At 60.8% G+C, this 20,575-nt stretch carries 14 protein-coding genes and 1 pseudogene; 5 read left to right on the top strand and 10 right to left on the bottom strand.

Going from position 1 to position 20,575, the window contains the following annotated elements; genetic code table 11:
* Positions 1–234 precede the first annotated feature (234 nt).
* The 3 genes from BCY78_RS25435 to BCY78_RS25430 form a co-directional block, all read right to left on the bottom strand.
* Positions 235–591, bottom strand: a complete 357-nt coding sequence (locus BCY78_RS25435) for a hypothetical protein (RefSeq protein WP_139103299.1) — start codon at positions 589–591, stop codon at positions 235–237.
* 48 nt (positions 592–639) lie between these two features.
* Positions 640–5,103 (bottom strand): VWD domain-containing protein, encoded by a 4,464-nt coding sequence (locus BCY78_RS23180; RefSeq protein WP_158515997.1) that lies wholly within the window; start codon positions 5,101–5,103, stop codon positions 640–642.
* A gap of 848 nt (positions 5,104–5,951) precedes the next feature.
* Positions 5,952–6,419 (bottom strand): hypothetical protein, encoded by a 468-nt coding sequence (locus BCY78_RS25430; protein WP_139103298.1) that lies wholly within the window; start codon positions 6,417–6,419, stop codon positions 5,952–5,954.
* A 628-nt stretch (positions 6,420–7,047) separates the two neighbouring features.
* Here BCY78_RS25430 and BCY78_RS23175 point away from each other — a divergent pair.
* A complete protein-coding gene (locus tag BCY78_RS23175; RefSeq protein WP_158515996.1) occupies positions 7,048–8,118 on the top strand; it encodes a hypothetical protein in 1,071 nt (356 codons plus the stop codon).
* Between the two features lie 714 nt (positions 8,119–8,832).
* On the opposite strand, the gene BCY78_RS23170 is transcribed toward BCY78_RS23175, so the two are convergent.
* The 3 genes from BCY78_RS23170 to BCY78_RS23160 form a co-directional block, all read right to left on the bottom strand.
* Entirely contained in the window at positions 8,833–9,045 is a 213-nt protein-coding gene (locus BCY78_RS23170; RefSeq protein ID WP_068306569.1) for a hypothetical protein, read from the bottom strand.
* A complete protein-coding gene (locus BCY78_RS23165; protein WP_233499483.1) occupies positions 9,046–9,285 on the bottom strand; it encodes a hypothetical protein in 240 nt (79 codons plus the stop codon).
* 314 nt (positions 9,286–9,599) lie between these two features.
* Complete coding sequence (locus BCY78_RS23160; protein ID WP_068306566.1) at positions 9,600–10,703, bottom strand: Fic family protein; 1,104 nt, start codon at positions 10,701–10,703, stop codon at positions 9,600–9,602.
* Between the two features lie 296 nt (positions 10,704–10,999).
* Between BCY78_RS23160 and BCY78_RS26365 the strand changes: the two genes are divergently transcribed.
* A complete protein-coding gene (locus BCY78_RS26365; protein ID WP_158515994.1) occupies positions 11,000–11,218 on the top strand; it encodes a DM9 repeat-containing protein in 219 nt (72 codons plus the stop codon).
* Between the two features lie 170 nt (positions 11,219–11,388).
* Here BCY78_RS26365 and BCY78_RS23155 read toward each other — a convergent pair whose 3' ends face one another.
* The 4 genes from BCY78_RS23155 to BCY78_RS23140 all read right to left on the bottom strand — a co-directional run bounded on the left by BCY78_RS23155 (position 11,389) and on the right by BCY78_RS23140 (position 18,542).
* Positions 11,389–12,666 carry a flagellin gene (locus BCY78_RS23155; RefSeq protein WP_068306564.1) on the bottom strand — a complete coding sequence of 426 codons (1,278 nt, stop codon included), beginning with the start codon at positions 12,664–12,666 and terminating at the stop codon, positions 11,389–11,391.
* Positions 12,667–13,597: 931 nt separating this feature from the next.
* The gene (locus BCY78_RS23150) at positions 13,598–15,277 is read right to left on the bottom strand and encodes a pilus assembly protein TadG-related protein (RefSeq protein WP_068306562.1); all 1,680 of its coding nucleotides are present in this window, start codon (positions 15,275–15,277) and stop codon (positions 13,598–13,600) included.
* A complete protein-coding gene (locus BCY78_RS23145; protein ID WP_068306560.1) occupies positions 15,277–15,687 on the bottom strand; it encodes a TadE/TadG family type IV pilus assembly protein in 411 nt (136 codons plus the stop codon). Before BCY78_RS23145 ends, BCY78_RS23150 begins: the two co-directional genes overlap by 1 nt.
* A 731-nt stretch (positions 15,688–16,418) precedes the next feature.
* Positions 16,419–18,542: an ATP-binding protein gene (locus BCY78_RS23140; protein ID WP_068306558.1), complete on the bottom strand. Its 2,124-nt coding sequence runs from the start codon at positions 18,540–18,542 to the stop codon at positions 16,419–16,421.
* Positions 18,543–18,837: 295 nt separating this feature from the next.
* Here BCY78_RS23140 and BCY78_RS26360 point away from each other — a divergent pair.
* The 3 genes and pseudogenes from BCY78_RS26360 to BCY78_RS23125 all read left to right on the top strand — a co-directional run.
* Positions 18,838–18,996 (top strand): annotated as a pseudogene (locus tag BCY78_RS26360) (transposase); the annotation flags it as partial.
* Between the two features lie 23 nt (positions 18,997–19,019).
* Entirely contained in the window at positions 19,020–19,694 is a 675-nt protein-coding gene (locus tag BCY78_RS26120; RefSeq protein ID WP_233499482.1) for a hypothetical protein, read from the top strand.
* 256 nt (positions 19,695–19,950) lie between these two features.
* Positions 19,951–20,575 (top strand): hypothetical protein (locus BCY78_RS23125; RefSeq protein ID WP_139103296.1); only part of this gene is annotated, 625 nt, incomplete at its 3' end.

Below are 20,575 nucleotides of genomic sequence, written 5' to 3'. Positions count from 1 at the left end.
TGCTTCGAGGCGCCCGCGAGAGCGCGTCTTGCTGCGCTCGGCGGTGCTCCGGCCGCGGCTGCAGCCACTAACACGCAACCTGCACCTGCACAGGCTCCGGCGCAACAACAGGCAGCTGTAGCGCCAGTTCAGCCGGCCAGCCCTCCGCAGCAAGCGACCCTCGCTCCGCAGGTTGCCGCGGTACAGCCTCCGAGTGCCGCAGATCCTTCCTGCGTACAATATGGCAATGCCCGGTCAGAACGCTGGGATCAGCCGCTCAATTTCCGGGTCATCAATCGAACGAACGTGACACTGTCCGTCGCTTGGATCAATTACGAAGGGCAGCGCCAACCGTCCGGCGTCGTCGCGCCCGGCGGTGTGTTCGGCGGCGGCACCTTCGTCACCCACCCGTTCGAATTCACTGGGCCGGATGGTGCCTGTGTGCAAATCATCATGCCACAGGTCGGAACCTACGATTACTTTGTTGGCCAATGATGCGTTGAGAACACACTGAAGAAAAGCAAGAGGACGAGGCGTCTCCGCCTCGTCCTCTTGCTTTTTCTGTGGGTTAAGGAACGGACACCGCTTGCCGTCGGGAGCGGTCGTCGCCACCGATGGGCAAAGGAAAACGGCGCGCCAGGGGTGACGCGCCGTTGGGTTTCACTGCCCGCAGCTGCAGGTCGGATCACCGCCCAGCGGAGTGCTGAAGCCGCTCTCGCCCTCAGCCAGCTGCCATTGCGAGGTGAAGCGCACGAGGCCCTGATACGACAGGCTCGGGTCCGGCCGGATCTCGGGCGAGAGATGCGAGCCCGCGAAGATCGTCACCCGCATTGCGAAGCTGGTATTAGGCCATTCAACCTCGAGCCCCATCGCTCCGGCCCCGCGGATCACCCCGCCACCCGGCAGCGTGACGCTTTCGGATTCCTCTGCAAACAACGCCTCCGGCACCTCTCCGTTGACCAGGAAGCGCGGCTCGGGTGCGGCCTGGATCTCGATTACGTCAGAACCGATCACCATCACCACCGCCGTGAACACCGATTCACTCTGATCCGAGATCCAGAGCTCACGACGCGCCTGCACCTCAATCCCGGCCTCGACGTTGCGGATTAGGACAAAGTCGCCGCGATCCGGGAAGTCGGCCTGCAGACCGTCCTCGGCGAACAGAAGGAACAGACCGTCATCCGGTAGAGGCGGCCCCATCGCGTCGTCGGCGGTGCAACTCTCGGGCTCGGGCTCGGGCTCGGGCTCCGGCTGGCAGCTGGCCTCGTTCGACAGCTCCAACATCGCCTGTACACCCATCAGCGAGATCGCCGACGTCTGCGCGTCCGAACCGTCCTCGTTGAAGCAGGTGGCCTGCAGCACGACGTCGCCCTCGGTTTCGAACACCTCCACATCAAAGCACTGCGTCTGGAAACTGCTTGCAGTGCCGGGGAGGTAGGACAACAGCCCCTCAACCGCGCTTATCCCGTCAAGTGCCACCGGATCGGCGGTGTTGCACGACGCGGTCAGGCCTGGTTCGGGATCCATTACCAGCGAGACATCGGGCGGCACCATCGCGTATTCGATCAGCGGAACTGTCACCCGGACCTGCACGTCACGCTCGAGACCACCTTCGCCACCGCCGAACGAGAAGTCACGCTCGGCCCGACCGACCTCGCGGCATGGGATGATGACTTCACCACGCCGACCCACCATCGCCTGAGCGGCCGGCGGGCAGCTGGCAGCGACGCGCGACAGGGCTTCGTCGAGGGTTCGGCCGTATTCGATGCGGTAGGTCAGACCGCGCGCATGGGTGGCACAGAACACCGCCACGCCGCCCGCCAGCGGCTCGCGCGTCAATAGCTCGGCCGGATCACCAGCGCCCGCCGCGTCACAGGCATTGTCCGAGACCTGGGTGGTGATGTCCGTCACCGAGGTGCGCTCAGTAATCCGCACTTCTGTCCGGTTGGTACAGGCCGGCGTGTTCAGCATTTGCGCGAAGGCTGGAACCTGACGCAGCGAGATCTCGCTGGCATAGACACCATCCGGCGTGTGGCAGGTCGCGCTGAGCAGCACGTCACCATTGGCGGCAGTGACATCATAGCCACGACAGTTCGCCGGAAACTCGCCCTGCCCAGTCACCTGCGCCAGCATGTTGTTGACGATGCCAATACCAGTCAGCGACACCTCGGCATTGCCCAGACATTGCAGGCTTACCGACGGCACGCCCGAGACATACTCGACCTGAAGATCGGCGGGCACGGCAGGACGGCGATTCAGTTGCGGCACCACATCGGGCGGGCCGACCAATTCGATCACGCGCTCGGTCGTCAGAAGAACCTCGGCGCCCAGCGGGTCATAATAGTTCGAACCGGTGAAGCGGCGTTCGCGCGGCAGGTCGACGATCGTCGCCTCAAAGCCCTGAGCGCTTTCGACGAACACCTCGTTCTGGGTCAGGCCCACATCCATGATGCAGGTCGCCAGCGCCAGCTGATCGGCGATGCCATTGGCCTCGCAGACCCGTTGCGCCTCGGCACGGCGCTGGATGTCAAGCGTCTCGATCGTGCGGCTTTCCCGGGTCTCGCGGTAGCTCGTCACCACATTGGTGATCGTGCCCACCGTCAGCCCCTGCGAAACCTCCATGTATCCCTGCGCCTGGAACAGGTTGGTCACCGCCTCGACCGCGGCGCTTTCCTCGATGTGATACATCGAGGTCACGGTCGCGGCGACGATGTCGACATCAACCTGCGTCTCGGCGCCCATACCGATGAAGTTTTGTTCCAGTGTCTGATAGATTGCCGTCTCGACGTTCACGCGCTGTTCCGAGCCGATCTCTGTCACCAGAACCTCGCGTTGTTCGCGAAGCTCGGCACGCAGCAAGGTCTCGTCGACGTTCACGCGCCAGCTGTCGCCAAAGCGCATGAGATCGCCCCCTCCGGCAGGGGGGCACATCAGCTGCGTGGCATTGCGCGGCAGGATGTCGTTGTTAGGATTGCCGTCGAGATTGCCGATCAGGCCGCCATAACTGCCGCCGGAGCCGGCGACGCCGACGTTGAGGAAGCCTTCGTACAGGTTCACTCGCGCCGAGAATGAGTCCTGCGCCCAATGTACGATGAAGCGCGGGCCGCTGCGGCCCATGCCGTCAGCCTCAATTCTGGCCCCGCCCGGCAGCTGCAACCCTTCGGTTGGCATCGGCGTGACCGCGCCATCGATGTAGAACCGCTGCCCGCCCGCATCGGCGTAGAATTCCAGGACCGTCTCGCCGACTAGCATCGCCACGGCGCTGTTCGACGACACCGAGGGATCATCAGCATGGATCGTTTGCCGCGTCTGCACCGCGACCGAACCATCCTCCGAGGCGACTAGCATGAACTCACCGCCCGCCTGGAAGTCATAGGTCAGCCCGTCCGGGGTGAAGATATGCACGTCCCCATGCGAATTGGTGCGCACGCGGCGCTCGCCGAAGCCGCCGTTGCCGCCCTCGGCAATGCCGCAGGCCCCGAAATCGACGCGCTGCGCGCTGGCCCAATAGGATTGCATGTAGCTCGACACGCGCTGCACCGATGTCATCGTCACACTGGCTGAGGCCGAGGCCGTCTGCACCATTGCACCCGAGACATCCGGCGCCTGTGCTCCGAGGCCGAGGAACAGGAAAGTTGAATCCCGCTTCTCCAGTGTCGAGGAGCTGGTGTTGATCGCATCGAGCCACAGCCGGAAGCCGCGATGACGCAGGAAGTAGCCGGGCATCTGCTCGCTTTCGAGCGACAGGAAGCCGAATTGTGACGCCGTCTCCTCGAGCGGCTGGCGCAGGCTGAAATAGGAATATTCGCTCGGGCTGCTTTCAAACCGGACACCGCGGCTGTCGGCCACGAGAAACCGTGCATTCGCCATGTCCTCGGCGTTCGAGACTATAACCACCGAATGCTCGCCGACGGCGAAGATCTTCAGGCTACTGGCCCCTTCCAGCCCCTCGACAATCGACACCGTCTCGCCGCCATCGGCCACGAAATAATCAAGCCCACGGCCGTCCGCCCCGCGCGTTCCGTCGTTGATCGAATAGGCAAGCAGATGGAAACTCGCGTAATCCTGCGCCGGGTCCAGCGCCATGCCGGACGACACGACTGACCAGGCATACTGCGACGCCGTCGCGTTACCCTGCACGACGGTGCTGATCTGGGTCGCGGTTGCCTGGCCATCGATCTGCGCCTGTGTGACCTGGCTTTGCGCCAGCTGCGCTTCGGTGAAGCCGCTGGTATTGACCTGCCCGCTCTGGGTCACGGCCTGCGTCGTCGTCGCCTGCCCGGAAGTCATTTGCACCGATACGCCGCTGGCGAAGCGCTGCAGCATTGCGCTGTCGCTGCCGTTACGCGTTGCGAGCCCGTAGACTGAGCAAGGTACGGTGACGGGCCCACGGCTCGAGGCCTGCCCCGCTGCGTAAAGGGCGCATTCGCTGACAACGTCTTGCAGCGCCCGCTCTGTAGAGCTGCGTGTGACCCAGTAGTATGTCGTCCTGTTCGAATGTTCCGCGCAGGCCACCGCGAGATTGTTGATGCCCGCATCGGCCCCAACCAATTGGCTCAGCTGACCAAGGAAGAACTCGCCTACACCGGGGTCTTGAGAGCAGACCGAGCTGTTGGTCTGCACCAGGATATCGCCTTCATAAAAGCTGGAAAAGCTTTGGGCTTGGGTTTGAGACGTTGCGAAGGCCTGTGTGACCTGGCTTTGCGCCAGCTGCGCTTCGGTGAAGCCGCTGGTATTGACCTGCCCGCTCTGGGTCACGGCCTGCGTCGTCGTCGCCTGCCCGGAAGTCATTTGCACCGATACGCCGCTGGCGAAGCGCTGCAGCATTGCGCTGTCGCTGCCGTTACGCGTTGCGAGCCCGTAGACTGAGCAAGGTACGGTGGTGGGCCCACGGCTCGAGGCCTGCCCCGCTGCGTGAAGGGCGCATTCGCTGACAACGTCCTGCAGCGCCCGCTCTGTAGAGCCGCGTGTGACCCAGTAGTAGGTCGTCCCGTTCGAATGTTCCGCGCAGGCCACCGCGAGATTGTTGATGCCCGCATCGGCCCCAACCAATTGGCTCAGCTGACCAAGGAAGAACTCGCCTACACCGGGGTCTTGAGAGCAGACCGAGCTGTTGGTCTGCACCAGGATATCGCCTTCATAAAAGCTGGAAAAGCTTTGAGCTTGGGTTTGAGAAGTTGCGAAAGCAATCAGTGATCCGAGAGTGGCGGCGATAACAAATCTCAAAACGTGGTACTCCCTGGCCATGTAGTGATTCCGATACGATACTAATCGTATTGATCGGCATTTTTATGAATGCGTAACGTGCTCTCCGTTCGCAATCGAGACAAAAAAGGCAATTAAGATCATGGCGCTAGCAGATTTGAGCGAAAAAATAAAATGATCACGCCGATTCTTTCCAACGCATAGCATTGTTGCAGACAGCTCGACGAACAAGTCAACTTTTTTCTGCCCAAGTCTTGGCTCGGCTGTCCAGCACAACGCCCAAAGAGTTATCGTTTCGGAGCCTTTGCTACTTAGGCGGTAGTCTTGGCGGCGCGCTATTGTCGGCAATGTCGCCCTTGCAGTTGTTCCAGCTGTGGTCGGACAGTGACGCGGAAATGCATATAGTCCACGAAGGGGCTTTGATGATCGGGTGGGTAGCCCCCTGACGACATCTGTGCGCCAAGGTGGGTCTGCAAGAATCCACAGAGGGGAGCGGAGATATGTCTGCGGCAGTCGTTCAGGGCCGATCGCGCGACCAAACCGGCCAAGGCAATGAGGCGCCTATGGCTGTAGGGCGTCCTGGGCACCTCGTAGCATCGCCGTCAACGCCGGAGGAGGATGCTTGGCTCGACGATCTCGTCGATCGCTTGGCACGACCGACGAGCTCTGAGCTTCTGTTTTACCAGCGCCGTCAGGCTCTCGGTTTGGGATGCGGTCTCGATGCCGCCGGAAACCTCGTCTACGCAAACCAATCCCCCGGGAGCGGATCAGACCTGAAACGGTTCGCCCGCGCGACAGCGTCGCGTGCCTCTGCGAGGATGCAGGCCACGGCGTTCCGCCTGCAGGCGAGCGCGGTGGTCTGGCCAACTTGCTGTGATCCGGCCCAGCAAATCGGTCTGACGTAAACACAGCGGTGTCGTCAGGCGGCCAAGCACCGCGGTCCCTGTCACATCCTGCGCGAATCTCGGGTCCGACCGAGAGACACGAATGCGCCGCGCGAGGACAAATCGTGTCGGGCGGTCGAGGCCGCAAGCCGCAAACTCGGCGTTGACGCGGATCTCAAAGCCAGAATTTGCGCGCTCGCGTGACGTGGTGCCGTAAGCGACGAGCAATTCATCCTCGGATGCGTCAAGGATGAGGCAGGGCCGCGCATACGGGGCGAAACCTTCGGAAAACGGAAAGCGAAACGAGACGACATCGCCGGGACGGGCGAGGACCATCGGTGCGTTGGACATGGAAAACTCCTGCGAGGAGAGGGGACCGGCAAGCGGTCGGATGCGGTGGCCTCCCAGCACCGCATCCGACCGCTTGTCGTCCTATCGCCCCTGAACGCTGCGCAGCTGTCTGCGAGACGCGCCCAGAATCTCAGGCGTGCCACGGCACAATTGCCAGCCTCAGCCGGAAAAGGCGCCAGTGTTCAAAGTGCTTTGGCTTGACCGGAAGTAGGCGCCCCTGTCCTGCCAGACCCGATGAAGGGAGCAGGGGGGGGAGCGTCAGGATCCGTCGGCGCGTGGTATGCGCCGACGCATTCGATGCATGACCGTCACAGCGGGGCAGGGCGGTAGCCTATAGGCGTGGCTACAGGGTGTCGCGCCGCACCATATCAAGGGAAGTGTCGTGCCAGCTCCGCCGCATCCGGTGTGCGGAGCTTTGTTCCGACCAAGTGGTCATGGGCTGCGCCAAAGCTGTCCAGGCAAGTCTGCATCACTTGGCCCTAACGCTGCGTGCACGCGGAGGCATTGACATTGCGGTATGGAATGGTACTTGGAATTTGATACCAGTATCACATGACTAATACCGGAGGCATACTTGGAGGTCTTCCATTATCCTCGGTCTGAACTTGCGGCCTCTATCGTCCGGCAGATGACGCCGGACCCCATATTCGGAGCTCTTTCAGGATTGCATCTTGCCGCTCCGCGTAGAACCGGCAAGTCGACCTTTCTGCGGCGTGATCTTGCGCCGGCCGTTCTTGAGGCCGGAAAGTTTCCCATCGTCGTCGACCTATGGGAAGACCGAAGCCGGGATCCGTCGGACATCATGCGCCGCCGGATCGGGCAGACCCTTGAGCACCTCAAGGGCGCGGCCGGCAAGGTGTTGGAGCGCTCACGCCTGCGGCAAGTCTCCGCGTTCGGCTTCTCCGTTGGGATCGCAAATTTGGAACCCTACTCTGGAACGATCCCGGAGGGCCTCGAGCGGATCGGTGCTGAGGTGAGTCGGGATATTGTCCTGGTCGTTGATGAGGCACAGCAGGCTCTGGTATCCGATGGCGGCATGAATACGATGTTCGCCTTGAAGGCGGCGCGCGATGCTATGAACCAAAGGCAGGAGGGGCCGCGGCTCTTCCTGGTGATGACCGGCTCCCACCGAAGCAAACTCGCCGAACTGGTGCTCGGGTCCAAGGCGCCATTCTACGGTGGGTCGGTTCAGGACTTTCCGGTGCTTGGCAAGGACTTCGTCCGAACGCTCATTGAGCAGGTCGGGGCCGCGCGCAATGTAAAGATCACTCTCGACGATGGGGTCGCCGCATTCGAGACGCTGAGGTATCGGCCGGAAGCCTTTATGAAGGCACTGCGCGACGAGATCTTCGAAGCCGCCCTATCCGGCGAGCCGATCAATCTCCGCCGCAGGGCGGAAGATGTGCGACAAGACCTCTGGGGCAATCTGGAAGCGGAACTCGACGGCCTTTCGGGTGTGCAGCGCGCTCTTCTGGAGGCCCTCATGGAGAGCGGCGATAGCTTTTCTCCCTTCGCCGCGCAGACACTCAAGGAAGTTGCGCAGCGGGCTGGCGTCGGGGAGGTGACCAAGAGCGCGGTCCAGCAAGCGATGAGGGTTCTGGTAGACCATGAACTGGTTTGGCAGCCGGGCAGCGGACGTTACGCCGTCGACAACCAGGACATGCTGGATATGTATCTCCGAAAGCGGGATGGTGCGTAGCGCGCAAGTCAGGCTCAAAGTAAAGAGCTCCGCGACCAGCTCGGGCCTGGCAGATGCCCTGATTCTCGGAAAAGTGGGCGGATGAACGAAACGTGGGATGGCCGCAGAGGATTGCGCTTGCAGCCTACTGGCCCCTCCTGACTCTCTTGCGCGTCCTTCGGTCGAGCGGCCTTTTGGGCGTGACGGGCGAAAACGACTATGAGGTGGGCCCGGGTTCCGGGATCGCCAACATCCGGAACAACGATTATGGTCCGGGCCGGCGCATCTTTGTCAAAGCCGCTATCTGGATGTGACCAAGAGTGTTGAATGGCGAATGCGCGCTGCTTTTTTGTGGGCCGCCGAGGCGCCAGTCACAGATGGGCGTACGATAAGTCTGTCCGTGGGTCAGCTGACTTGTGAAACACAGCCGACAAGCGGCAAAAAAATCTTGCGGCGATTTCTTTTTCTCAATCCAACGAACCATATCCTGTTTGTGTCGGGTGCAACCCGGCAAGATTCGTGGAAATGACGGCTCGACGGCGCGCAGTTGAGTTTGTTGTGGCATCGGATCTTGGTGGGACCGGTCCGGCACAGGCTCGCAGACGTGCGGGCACCAAGTCCTGCGCCACTTTGGCGTAGGGGATACGGTGGCTACTGCGTCGAGACTGTTGATGGTGAGGTCTGCTGCGGCGCGCAGCAATGGGCCACCACCACCGATGATCTCGAGGCAGTGGTCTACTGTTCATTGCTTAACGGGTCGGTGCGGTCGCTGAGTGCGAGCATCGCACGCCGCCAGATCTCATCGAGGTCCAATTCTGACGTGCCCTCTATCGAGAGCCCGATCACGTCCGGATTCCCGGTGCCGATCCCGCGGTCATTGGCTTGGTCAATGATTGCCACGGCCATGTCGAAGAGTTCGTGCCAACGGCTTGGCTGCGGGGCGTTCATTCAGATTGCGAGCGGAAGCTTGTATCCTGCGAGATCGGAGAACTTCCGTGCGACCTCCGCAACGGCATCTTCGTTGACCCCCATCTCGTCGATGAACGACTGCTGCAACTTGGGGGAGACCTCCGACAGGAAGGCGAAGACGCTGCAATCGTAGGAATCGGCGCTTCTGACGTCGGCAATCTTCTCAGCCAGCTGCGCAGCAGTCAAAAGCACGCCGTAAGGCGCGCTGACTGTCGACATCACTATTGCTGCGACCGCAGACACCACTTCATCCCTCAGCTATAACGCTCCACACAATATAAGCGCGGCTGCTTTCCAAAGCAAAAACGCCTCGGTGGCCGAGATTTCACCTGTGTCCGTCGATCCATTTCGGCACCAGCCCCTTGTCGCGGAAACACTCCTCGGGCAAGGCGCGCCGTTTAACCCGCGCCAGCCTTTCCGCAAAGGCTACCTGCTTGGGACTGGGAAGCCGGTCGAGGTCTGAGGCAGGCATCAACCGGACTTGCACATCGATGCCGTCGGGGGGCGGTCACAGCAACAGAGCCTCGGAGCCCCTATTCAAGGACCAACCAGTAGCGCGCATACCTCCGTTCTCCCGTGCGGCTGACTGCGCCGATTTCGACGAGGCCTTGCAAGTCTCGCGTCGCCGTTGCCCGAGAGGTTCCGGTTATCGAGAGATAGTTTTCGGCGCTGAGGCCACCTTTGAAACCATCGGGCCCTTCGCGGAACAAGCGTACCATCACTTTGGTTTGGCGTTCGTTGAGGCGATCTCGGAACCGATCGAAGAATTTTGCCTTTGCGATGAAGAACGCGATGCGCGCTGACGTTTCCGCCTGTGCTTCGAGAACAATCTCCGCAAACCACTGCAGCCAGGGCGTGACATCCAGAGTTCTTTGGTGAATCTGAAGCTGGTCATAATAGGCCTTCCGATTCCGTTCGATCGTATAGGCCAGCGCGATCAGGGTCGGTTGGCCAATGTTCTGCGATAGGGATTTCTCTGCAAGGGCGCGGCCTAACCTACCATTGCCGTCCTCAAAGGGATGGATGCTTTCGAACCACAGATGCCCGAGCGCGGCGCGTGTGAGCGCAGGCATAGGCGCAGAGCCGTTTGGCGCCGTGCGGTTGAACCAGTCCACGAACACTGCCATCTCGGCTTGGACCTGCTTCGATGGCGGGGCCTCGAAATGCACCGTTTGCCTGTCGATGCGCCCCGAGACGATCTGCATGGCGTCGTCATGGCGCCGGTAGGCGCCGATGGTCTCCAGACCTTTATCATGGGCCATAAGCATCCCATGCCAGCGGCACAGTGTGTCGTGCGTCAAAGGAACGCCTGAGGTGGAATAGACATCGACCATCATTTCCGCGACGCCTTGCTCACGCGGCCTTGTCGGCGCCCCATCAGGGGACAGGCCAAACTGGCGCCGCAGCGAGGATTGGACGCTGGAGCGATCCAGCACCTCACCTTCGATGGCGCTGGTACGCAGGGCTTCCTCGCTCAGGAGTTCGATGCGAAGTTGGTTCCGATCGTTGCTTGCCACGTGGCGAACGGCACCCAGTATCTCCCCTGACGACAGGAGGAACTGCCGCTCAAGTTGGTCGATCGGCGCCCTGTCATAACGGAAGTTCGGCCAGTCGGGCTGTGTCCAGTTCCAGCGCATGAGTTATAGATCTCTTTTCTATAGCTCATGATGTGCGGACATCATGATTTATGGAAGAGAGTTCTATGCATCAGGCTGAGGGATACGGTGTGACCATCTTCTTCATGCGGCCTTCGCCAGCGGCTCATAGCGCACCTCTGTAACAGGGCCTTCCAACCAAGCGGGCTGAAGGTTGCCATTGGGGTCTGTGAATCCTCGCAGACCCACCCTGGCGCACAGATGCCGCCGGGGGGCTACCCAATCCATCATCTGAGCCTGGCGGCGCAGAAATCGCCATTTGGGAGCATGCGGTTGCGGTGGGTTCTGGTGGATGGGCCGAGGCCGCTTCTGGCAACGTTCTATATGGTGCCGTGAATGCTGGTGAAGAAGCAAATGGCACACCGCTTTATGCATGCCGAGCTTGGTACAATAATGGTTTGCATCCGGGCAAGGTACGTCAAGGGTTCCGTGGATGTAACATCGGATATGGCGGCGCCGAGATTGCGGTGTCGCATTACGAAGTCCTTGTTCACTGAAGCCGGGCGTCGCTTCGGGTGAGTGCTGCGGCCAGAAGCTCTTTTGCTACCCTTTGCGCAGTGCTGGTGTTGGCGGCTGTATGTTCATGTAGTTGCGACGGACGGTGATAGAGAGTGGCCTCTCTCGGAAAGAAGGATGGGCCGGGGCTTTAGGCCTCGGCCCAAGGTTGTTAGCGGAACAACGACAGGATGCTCTGCGGCGCTTGGTTGGCGATCGAGAGAGCCTGAATACCCAGCTGCTGCTGAACCTGGAGCGCCTGCAGACGTGCCGAGGTCTCTTCCATGTCGGCATCGACCAGCGATCCGATACCCGACTTCATTGAGCTCATCAGGCTGTCGACATACTCGGCCTGGATCTCGATGCGGCCTTGAACCGAACCGAAGTCAGCGGCGGCGCTGACGGCGGTTTGGGTCAGACCCTCGATGCTGGCGAGAGCGGCTTTCGCGCCCTGCTCGGTCGAGACGTCGAGCTGCGACAGGATCTCCAGACCGCCGCCCGCCGTGCCGCCGGTGTTCAGCGTCGAGGTGGTGGTGATACTTGCCGAGGTACCGTTGGTGATGGTCAGAGCGCCGCCGGAGACGGTCGCCGAGATCGCCACACCAGCCTTTTCAGCCTGGAAGTTCAGCATGTTGGCCAGACCGTTGGCGATGTCGTTCACGGTATCGCCGTCTCGGGCAACGTAGCGAACGGTACCGGTCACGCCAGTCAGGCCGCCGATGGTGTAGCCGTCCCCAGCCAGCACGCGGTTGCCAGCACGAGCAGTGGTGGTCGTATCACCGACGACGGTCATCGTACCGGTACCACCGGCAGCGATGGCGCCAGCGCCCGTGAAGGCGGTCGCGGCCAGGTCGGTGCCGGTACCGGCAGCCGATGCCTGGGTGCCGAGGTCAGATTTCGAGGCCGAGATCGACGAGGCCGACACGGTGCCGTTGGCGTCACGATCGAGCGAGGCGAGGATGTCCACGCTGCCCGAACCCATAACGCCAGCACCAGCGCCGGTGTTGCCGACGATCTGAGCGACCGTCGCGCCGCCTTCGCGGTTCGTCAGCAGGTTCAGACCGTTGAACTGAGCCGAGCCCACGATGGTCGAGATCTGGTCACGCAGGGCAACGACGTCTTTCTGGATCTTGTCCCGATCAACGTTCGATTCCTGGGCGGACACGATCTTGCCCTTGATTTCGGTCATCAGGTCGGTGACCTGCTCGGCGGCCGAGCGCGCAACCGAAACCGTCGACGAGCCCAGGGCGAGCGAGTCCGAGATGCCCTTGAAGCCCTTCACGTCGGACTCCATGGTCTTGGAGATTGCCCAGACGGCCGAGTTTTGCTTGGCCGACGAGACCGATTTACCGGTCGAGATCTCGTTCTGGGTTTGCGCCATGTTCGAGTTGATGCTCTTCAGGGTCTGAAGAGCAACCATAGCGGTGTTGTTCGTGAGAATCGATGACATGGATTTTCCTGTCTGGGGTTTGAGCAAGCCGCCTTGCGACAGCGTCTAAGCCCCTTCTGGACCTGCGCCTGATCCAACATTGCGGAAGGCGCGCCACCAATGGTGCATCTCCATCTTAAGTTGAGGCATTTAAGAAGAGATTGATGTGCAGACATGTCGGTCACATCGAGGCGAGTAGTGGCCTGCCGTATGAAGAGTGGTCCTCCCTGGATGAGGCCTCAAACCAAGTGGAGGACGGAGGAATGCCCGAAATCCGCGATATGGCCACGACAGCGCTTACGAAAGCACGACAACAGCCGCCGAGCAGTTTGGCGCGCTGGACAACAATTGGCCTGTTGGCCGTCGGATGCTGAGGGCTGAGGGCTGAGGGCGGCCAATTTGATGCCGGCTCGATGCGTTCTGCTAGGTAGGGCGGCCTTCAACCGCCAGGCAAGGGGCGGTTGAAGGCCTGTCTGCCGATGGATCGTACGAGTAATCCGGTGGCAGATTGTGTAAGCGGAAGCCTTTTGAGGCTTGATCCGCTTGCGGTTCACAGATGTGTTTGTCTGTCCCGATCCTGCATGCTCAATAGTCTGGGTTGCTCAGTGACTCGACGCGTGGCGCGATAGCCGAGACAGCTACGAGCGAAGCGAGGACGTCGCTTTTGTTTGTTGTCAGTGATCAGAACACCCCCAACCTTTGGCATGCCTGATCTTGAGGCCCTTTCCGTCAAGTTCGATGATACGTTGTGCGGAAATAGAAAGCCACACCAATCTGCCGCCTAGGCTTCTCAGGGCCCATGACCATCGGCCTCAGCACCAAACGGGGGAATTTTCATCGAGCAGTTTTGGGGAGGTTACACCCAGCACTCACACAGGGTGACGGAGTGCCGCGAGGTGCTCCGATCTGCGACGGCATTTCATATGTCATTTTTAGTTTCATGACCGCGCTTTCATCGGATGAGCCTTGGATGGTTTGCGGGGCAGATGACGTCGATAAGTTCGAGGTCTGCGCGTGCGAGTTGGAGGCCTATGAGGCCTTCGAGGATGTCATTTGTGAGGTTTCCATCAGCGGCGAGGCCGTTTGCGATGTTTGTGGATGAGATGAGGAGGTTTGAGGCGGTTCCGGTCAATGTTGCGGTGAGTGTGGTAAGGGCATTGTGTGCGCAGCTGAGGATGGAAGTGCAGCTTTGGAGGCTTGCGGCGTCTTCGAGGGCTTGGGCGGTTTCTTCGACCATGGTGACCATTTCGTCTCTGAGGAGAGAGGCGACTGCGGCTTCGGCGGCGGGTCCGGTTGGTCCGATGTGGGCTACGGGGTCTTCGTCGTAGCGCTGTCGGGTGAAGGCGATGCGTTGTGTTGTTCTTCGATCTGCGCTGTGGGCGTGGAAGCCCAGGGCGGAGGAAGCGAGGGGGAGGCCGTAGGCCTGGGTCATGAGATCGACATCAAGGAGGCTGGCCTCGACGGGATCGAAGACGGCAATTTCGTCCAGTGCGTCTGTCGCGCAGGCGTCTCCTTCGTCGCTGAGGGCTGCAGAGGCATTGGCCAATCGCGCGTTGAGGCGGAGCTTGAAGAGGCCGAGGATGTTGATCTCGTCGAACTCGAGGCTGATCTGAGAGCTGTGGGCCTGGGCGTCGGGGCTGCCGGGGATGGCGTTGAGCACGATTTGTCGGGGGGCGCCGACGCGGATGTGGACGCCAAGATCGGCGATTGGCCCGAGATTGACGCGCGTGTTGAGATCGAACACGGTCATGGCCATGAGCTCTGCCGTCATCAAGACCAGATCGGCTTTCTGGAGAGTGACGGAATGAACAGGGGTGTCGACGGTCAGTCGCTGGATGTCTTCGGGGAGACGCAACGCATCGGCGAGCCTGACACGGCCGGGGCTTGGAGCGACGGTGAGGCCGGTGAAGGCCGTCAGGAGGTCTGAGGCGGGAAGAGAGGCGTTGAGCACATCGCCATAGGTGGCCTTTTCTCCGGAGGGGCTGAGAATATTCGCGGCGATGGAAAGGTCCGTGAGGGCCTCGAAGAGATCCACTTGTGTGTCCACGCCGCGATCACTGCACAGAACGTCGACCTCAGCGCCGATGAGCGGGCGCAGCAATCCGTTGAGAAGCGTCAATTCGAGAAGGCAGTTCGAGAGCGCAAAACTGACGCGGGGGCGCTCGACGGCGGCGATGGCTTCTCTGCGGACGACCAACCCCTCACGAGAGACAAACAATCCGAGAACGAACATGGTGACGGGAGCGGTCACGGCGACCGAAACCGCATTGGCGGCCTTGGTGTCCATCTGGTCTGCAAGGGGCGTGAACGCACCCCGGGCGGAGGAGGTCCCGAGCACGATATCCACATCCGGAATGGGGAAGCTCTGGTAGGTTGCGTTGGCGGCAACAGTTGCGCGTGCCGCGCTGCGCATGGCCTCCGGGCTCTGGAGGTTATGCACGGCGGCCATTGCCGCGAGATCCGCCTGGGCCTGCACATAGCGTCGCTCAGCGTTGATATGGGCTAGATCGATGGCGATGCCGCCTGCGAGCAGCAGGAGGGGCAGCACGGTGATGAAGAGAACGGCGACGGCGCCTCGATCCGCACGGATGAAGCGTTTGGCCGGGGAGTCAGGAAGGGTGGTCTGGGGCATTACCATTGCACGAAGGAGGAGCGCTGGAACGAGTTGATGCGCAGGCCGATTGTGGAGCCGAGGATGGCGCCGAGGCTGGGGCTTGTGTCGTAGTTGACGGTGACCTGGAGGAGGCGTGTGTCAGAGTTCCGGGAGCAGGAGACTTCTGAGACGCGTGCGGGATTGAGGAGGGGGAGATTGTTGGCCAGGGGTTCGACCATTGTGGTTCGGATTTCGTCGCACCAATCGTCGTCGTCAGAGACTTGGATTGCCGAGCGTGCGAGCTCGTGGGCGAGCTGCTGAACATCGCTCGCCATGGCGAGATAAAGGCTGGCGGAGACGATCAGGCCCAAAGTGCAGATCAGAAAGGGTAGAAGGACAACAAACTCGACGGTGGATGCACCGTCGTCGTGTTTCAAGAAGTTGCGCATCGTTTCTATGGCCCTGTGGTCACCGGATCTACTTTGCTTTGATAGGGAAGCAATAGAACGGAAGTATGGCCGAGGGCGGCGTGTTGTCTTTCTGTAAGGGTTTGTTGTTGTTGGCTAAAAGGGGGTGTTTTCCGCGAATAAAGTTGCCTCTGCAACATCTCTGTGAAGTCCTTAGAAAAGAAAAACATCTCTTTGGGCATACAATCTTGAGGCGATTTTATGAGGCAAGGGTCGCGCAGGTTTTTCAGCCGTTCCTTTGCTTGAGGACGTGGATGGTTTGGGCGAGGGGCGCACGAAGTTTGGCAAGAATGTGGCGGGAAGTGCCGGCTTTGATTCTGCACAAGGAACGTGAGAGGAGGCGACAGAGGTGCTTCAAAGGAACTGGTGTCCTCCGGATCCTCTGCTGGCGCCCTGGATTGGAGCGGCAGGGTCTTTTCGGCACGAAGGGTGGTTTTGAGGGGCGCGCTCAGGCGTCTGGGAGCCGAAGACGGCGCTGCGAGCGAGAGTGAGGGTGAATGCCCTGATCAGCCGCTAACGGGACTTCATCCGCCCATTCTGTGGGCCGGCATCGCAAAACCTCAAGGCTTATGGCCGTTGGCACGCAGCCCGAGGAAATGGCGATCGCGACCTCGCGATCTTCAAGACTTTCCTCGACACACCACGAACGACCAAAACGCTATGTTGACATTGCCAATCGACTGACGTGCGCGTTGCGGTTGTGTTCGTGATGTTCAATCCCACATGGCGAGGGTTTCTTTGAGCTGGGCAAGCTTGACTGGTTTCGAGAGAAGGGTGTCCATCCCTGCGGCGTTACAGCGTGCGCTTTCATCCTGAAGCGCGTTTGCGGTAATCCCGATGATCGAGATGCGGGGGCGCTCTTCACGTCGTTCTGTTTCCCGTATGCGGGAGGTCATCTCAAAGCCATCCATGTTCGGCATATGGCAATCCGTAAGGATCAGGGAGAAGCCAAACTCCTGCCACATGGCCAGCCCTTCGGCGCCGTCGGAGGCCATGACGATGCCGTAGCCCAGAGACTTGAGTTGGCGCGAGACTACCTCACGGTTGATCTCGTTATCCTCGACGACCAGGATGGTCTTGAGGGCGCCTTCCTCATCTGTTGCGTTTGCCTCCGGCAGCTTGGGGTGTGTGTTGGGGGAGGGCAGAACCAGAGGCTCGGGGCTTGCGGCGCGTTGTAGCGCGGCCCAGAATTCGGAGAGTTTCATCGGGCTCCATTGAATGCGCTGGTGGGTCGCGGAGACCGGGCCGAAGCGGTCAATGGGGCGGGCGGAGAAGGTCACATATCGAGCGCAGGGATGGGCTTTTGCAAAGCGGCGGACGAGATTTTCATCAACGATACGTGGATGAGATTCCGTGCCGAGAAGATAGAGGGCTTCGTCGCCAAGGTGTTGGGCGAGGGTGAGGAGTTCACCTTGTGTGGTGGCCGTGTGAACCCGCGCTCCGGTTGGTGCCAGATACTCTTCGGCAATCTGACGCTTGAAATCGGAGGTAAAGGCGACCACCACATCGATGTCGGCGAGATCTGGGGCGAGGAGACGGTTTGCCGGCGCCACCAAGGGCAGGCGGACCGTGATTGTGGTGCCTGTCCCGAGCTGGCTGTCGACGGCAATCGAGCCGCCCATAGCTTTGACGAGCTGGTGGACGATCGTGAGGCCGAGCCCTGTCCCGCCAAATCGGCGCGCGCCGAGCGCACTGGATTGCACGTAGTGTTCAAACACATGGCTGAGGGTCTCCTCATCCATGCCGACACCATTATCTGTGACCTCAAAGCGGATTTCTTCCTCATCAGATAGCACGTGCAGGTTGACGACGGCCTGAGAGGGATCGTCGGGTGTGCGCTCCGAGAACTTGACGGCGTTTCCCAGCAGGTTGATCAGGATCTGGCGAACTCGGTCCCCATCCAGCGTCGCCGCGGATGGCAAACTGGGATCGATGGTCTGGCTCAGCCAGACAGATTTCTGGGCGGCGACGGGCTGCAGGGTGTCAGTCACGCCTTCGATCAGGTCGAGGAGCGGTGTTGGTTGCGGGCGCAGGACAAGTTTGCCGGCTTCTGCTTTTGACACATCGAGAATGTCATCGATGATGCGTAGAAGGGCGATGGAGGAATCGCGCACCGTGGAGACCATGCGGCGCTGCTCTGGGCTCAAGGGGCCTGTCTCGAGCAGTTCGACCATGCCAAGCACGCCGTTCATCGGCGTTCTGATTTCATGGCTCATGGAGGCGAGCAGCTCGCTTTTGGCGACATTGGCGGCTTCCGCCGTCTTGCTCGCCTCCTGGAGCTTGCGGCGTGAGGCTGTGGACAGGGCGTCAAAGTAGAAGATCTCGGCGACCAAGACGCACAAGGCGGTCGCTTCCGCCGGCAGAGCGTAGAGCTGTATGGCGATCTGTTGGGGAACGAGCGGGTCACCGAAGAGGTCGTAGCCGAGGATCCTCTGGATCAGCCATGTGCTCAAGATCAGGACCGTGCTTGCGATGAGAAGGCCCGGCTCCTTCTCGCGCGAGAAGGCCAGGAAGGGGGCTCCCACCATTGGCGCATACAGAAATGCGATGTGTCCATCTGGATGGATCAGAAACGCGCCGATGCAGATCGCGGCTGAGGTCGTCACAAGCCCGGTCAGCTTGCCCAAGACGATGAGCCCACGGCCTATCATCACGATGGCCAGCAGGCAGCCCAGTGTGGCCAGCGAGGCGGCCATGGCGACCTGAATGTGGCCTTCATAGAGGGCGAGGCCGATCCAGCCCAGGCCGATCACGACGATGATCCGGGCGACGATCAGGATCGTGCCAACTCGGTGGTCGAGCTCCCGACCCTCGGGCATCACCGACGTGAAGAGCATCTTGTGCCTCTGATTCTCTGCTGCATGCCTCGCTTTGCACAGTCGAGGTATCTGGTTAGGAAATATTCAACAAAAAAAGATGCGTGGGGGATCCTGAATTTCCAGGGGGCGTCTGAAAGAATCAGGTGTTCGGGCATGATCTGATAGAGTCTCAGGGGCGCGATAAGTTTCCAATTCGATGCCAAAACAACTCGCTATTCCTGGCCGGCGCGATACGGTGGTTCCGTGAGCACGGAAGGCCGGTTTAATCACCCCGCATTATCCGAAAGCCAGGCCATAAGGCGGGGGCCCTCCCATGTCGCTGGAAATAATGCTGCGGGTCTATTCCCTCCAGAACGGGTATGCGCTGAGCAATCCGATTTCTGAGGAAACCCTTTGCGACAGAAGTGAGGCGATGCGTCTCTTTTCTGGGATCGAGCTGAGCGACGACCGCATTCCCGACGAGAGGACGATCCTGAATTTCCGCCACCCTCTGGAATGGCAAGGTTTGACCGAGACGCTCTTTGCCGAGGTGAATGCGTCTCTCGCCGAGAAGGGGATCCGTCTGCGCTCGAGGACGAGGCCTCGGTCTGTGCCGACAAGGGCTATGTCAGCTCTGAGTGCGAGGCGGCGTTCAAGGCGGCGGGCCAAGATCTGGGGTGTGATCGCAAGGCGCCGAAGGGCGCGTTGCGGCGATGTCCGGCGCCAGAAATGGGCCGGACCCGAACGAATGTTCAGAGATGTCGTTGCGGCGGCTGCCAGAAGACCTATTGCGGACGCACCGCCGCGCAGATCGGATGGGTTCATCGGCCTGATTTGTTCCTCGACGTGATCCTGGATATGCTCGAACCTCGGGTGCCTTCGTCCGTGCGGCAGCGGGCCGACAGATTCAGCCTCAACAAGCACACGATCTGGCGCTGGCGGATGATTGTTTTGACGGGAAAGAGGGGATCTTCCTTCGATGCGTTCGCAGGCACCGTCGAGGCCGATGAGGTGTTCCAGCGGGAGTCCCGGAAGGGCTCACGGGAATGGGTGAGGCACCTGCATGATCCTTCCAATCATCCGCGGCCGCCACGGTTCCACTGGTATGCATACGGCAAGAAAGGCGTGCCGACCTCCTCGCTCGCCTGGATCGCCGCCCGAACCTTGGGCGTCGTCGTCGCCTGGCTGTGAAGATGGATCAGCATGACCGTGCCTCGTCACGAAGGCTCCTCAGCACCGATCTTGCCGTGAAGAGAGCTGATCGCCGAGGAGAAATGTGATCATCCGGGATCAAACGCCTATCGACAAGACTCGCAGATTCCGTAGCGACAGCAGGCGCTGCTTAAGCCGGCTAAGCTTGCCTCATGGGCAGTCTCAGGTGATGCTGGCAGGAGCCGGAGCGTCACTTGGGGAATGTCGGCTCAGGATGGATGAGAAGGGGTTCGACATGGCATTCGGCGGTTTCGGTTTGGTCCGGGGAACGACCTGCGCACTCGTCATGGGGTTTGGCACATCGGCCAGCGCGCAGCATGGCGGGCATGATGACCACGGATATGCCATTCTGCACACAGCGCCGATGTCGGAGGTCTGGGCTGCCTTTGTGGAATCCTGCTCAAATTTCGTGACCGATCCCGAAGCCTACGTCGACACGCACACACGTCCCGATCCAACGGCGGAACAGGTCGTGCATCGGACGCAGGATGGCGGCATCGTCATGGCCAGCCGCACGACCCATAGCGGCGTCTGGCACATGATGGAGCTGGTCGACACGTCAATGCGGCGCAGCGCCGTTTGCCAGGTCCAGTCGGAACCCGAGGTCGAGTCTTTCTTCGATCACGCGCGCTATCATCAACTGATGGCCGACGGCGATGCCGAACTTCGGGCGATGGTGGCAGAGGCTGGCGGTTCCATCGTGGGGGGCTCGATGCCATTGGTCGATATCGGAGCCTCGCATGACTTCCCCGAGATCCCCGGTGCCGAATTTTATACCTATGCCTACGCAATCGAATTGGACTTCGCCGGCGAGACGCGGCTGGTCCATGCCGGCATCAATGGCGGCGCCCTTTCGCTGA

Source organism: Pararhodobacter sp. CCB-MM2, from assembly GCF_001691415.1.
In the GTDB taxonomy this organism is placed as follows: Bacteria; Pseudomonadota; Alphaproteobacteria; order Rhodobacterales; family Rhodobacteraceae; genus Pararhodobacter.
The sequence above is the reverse complement of the archived record's forward strand: the minus strand, read 5'-3'. Positions and strand labels throughout refer to the sequence as shown.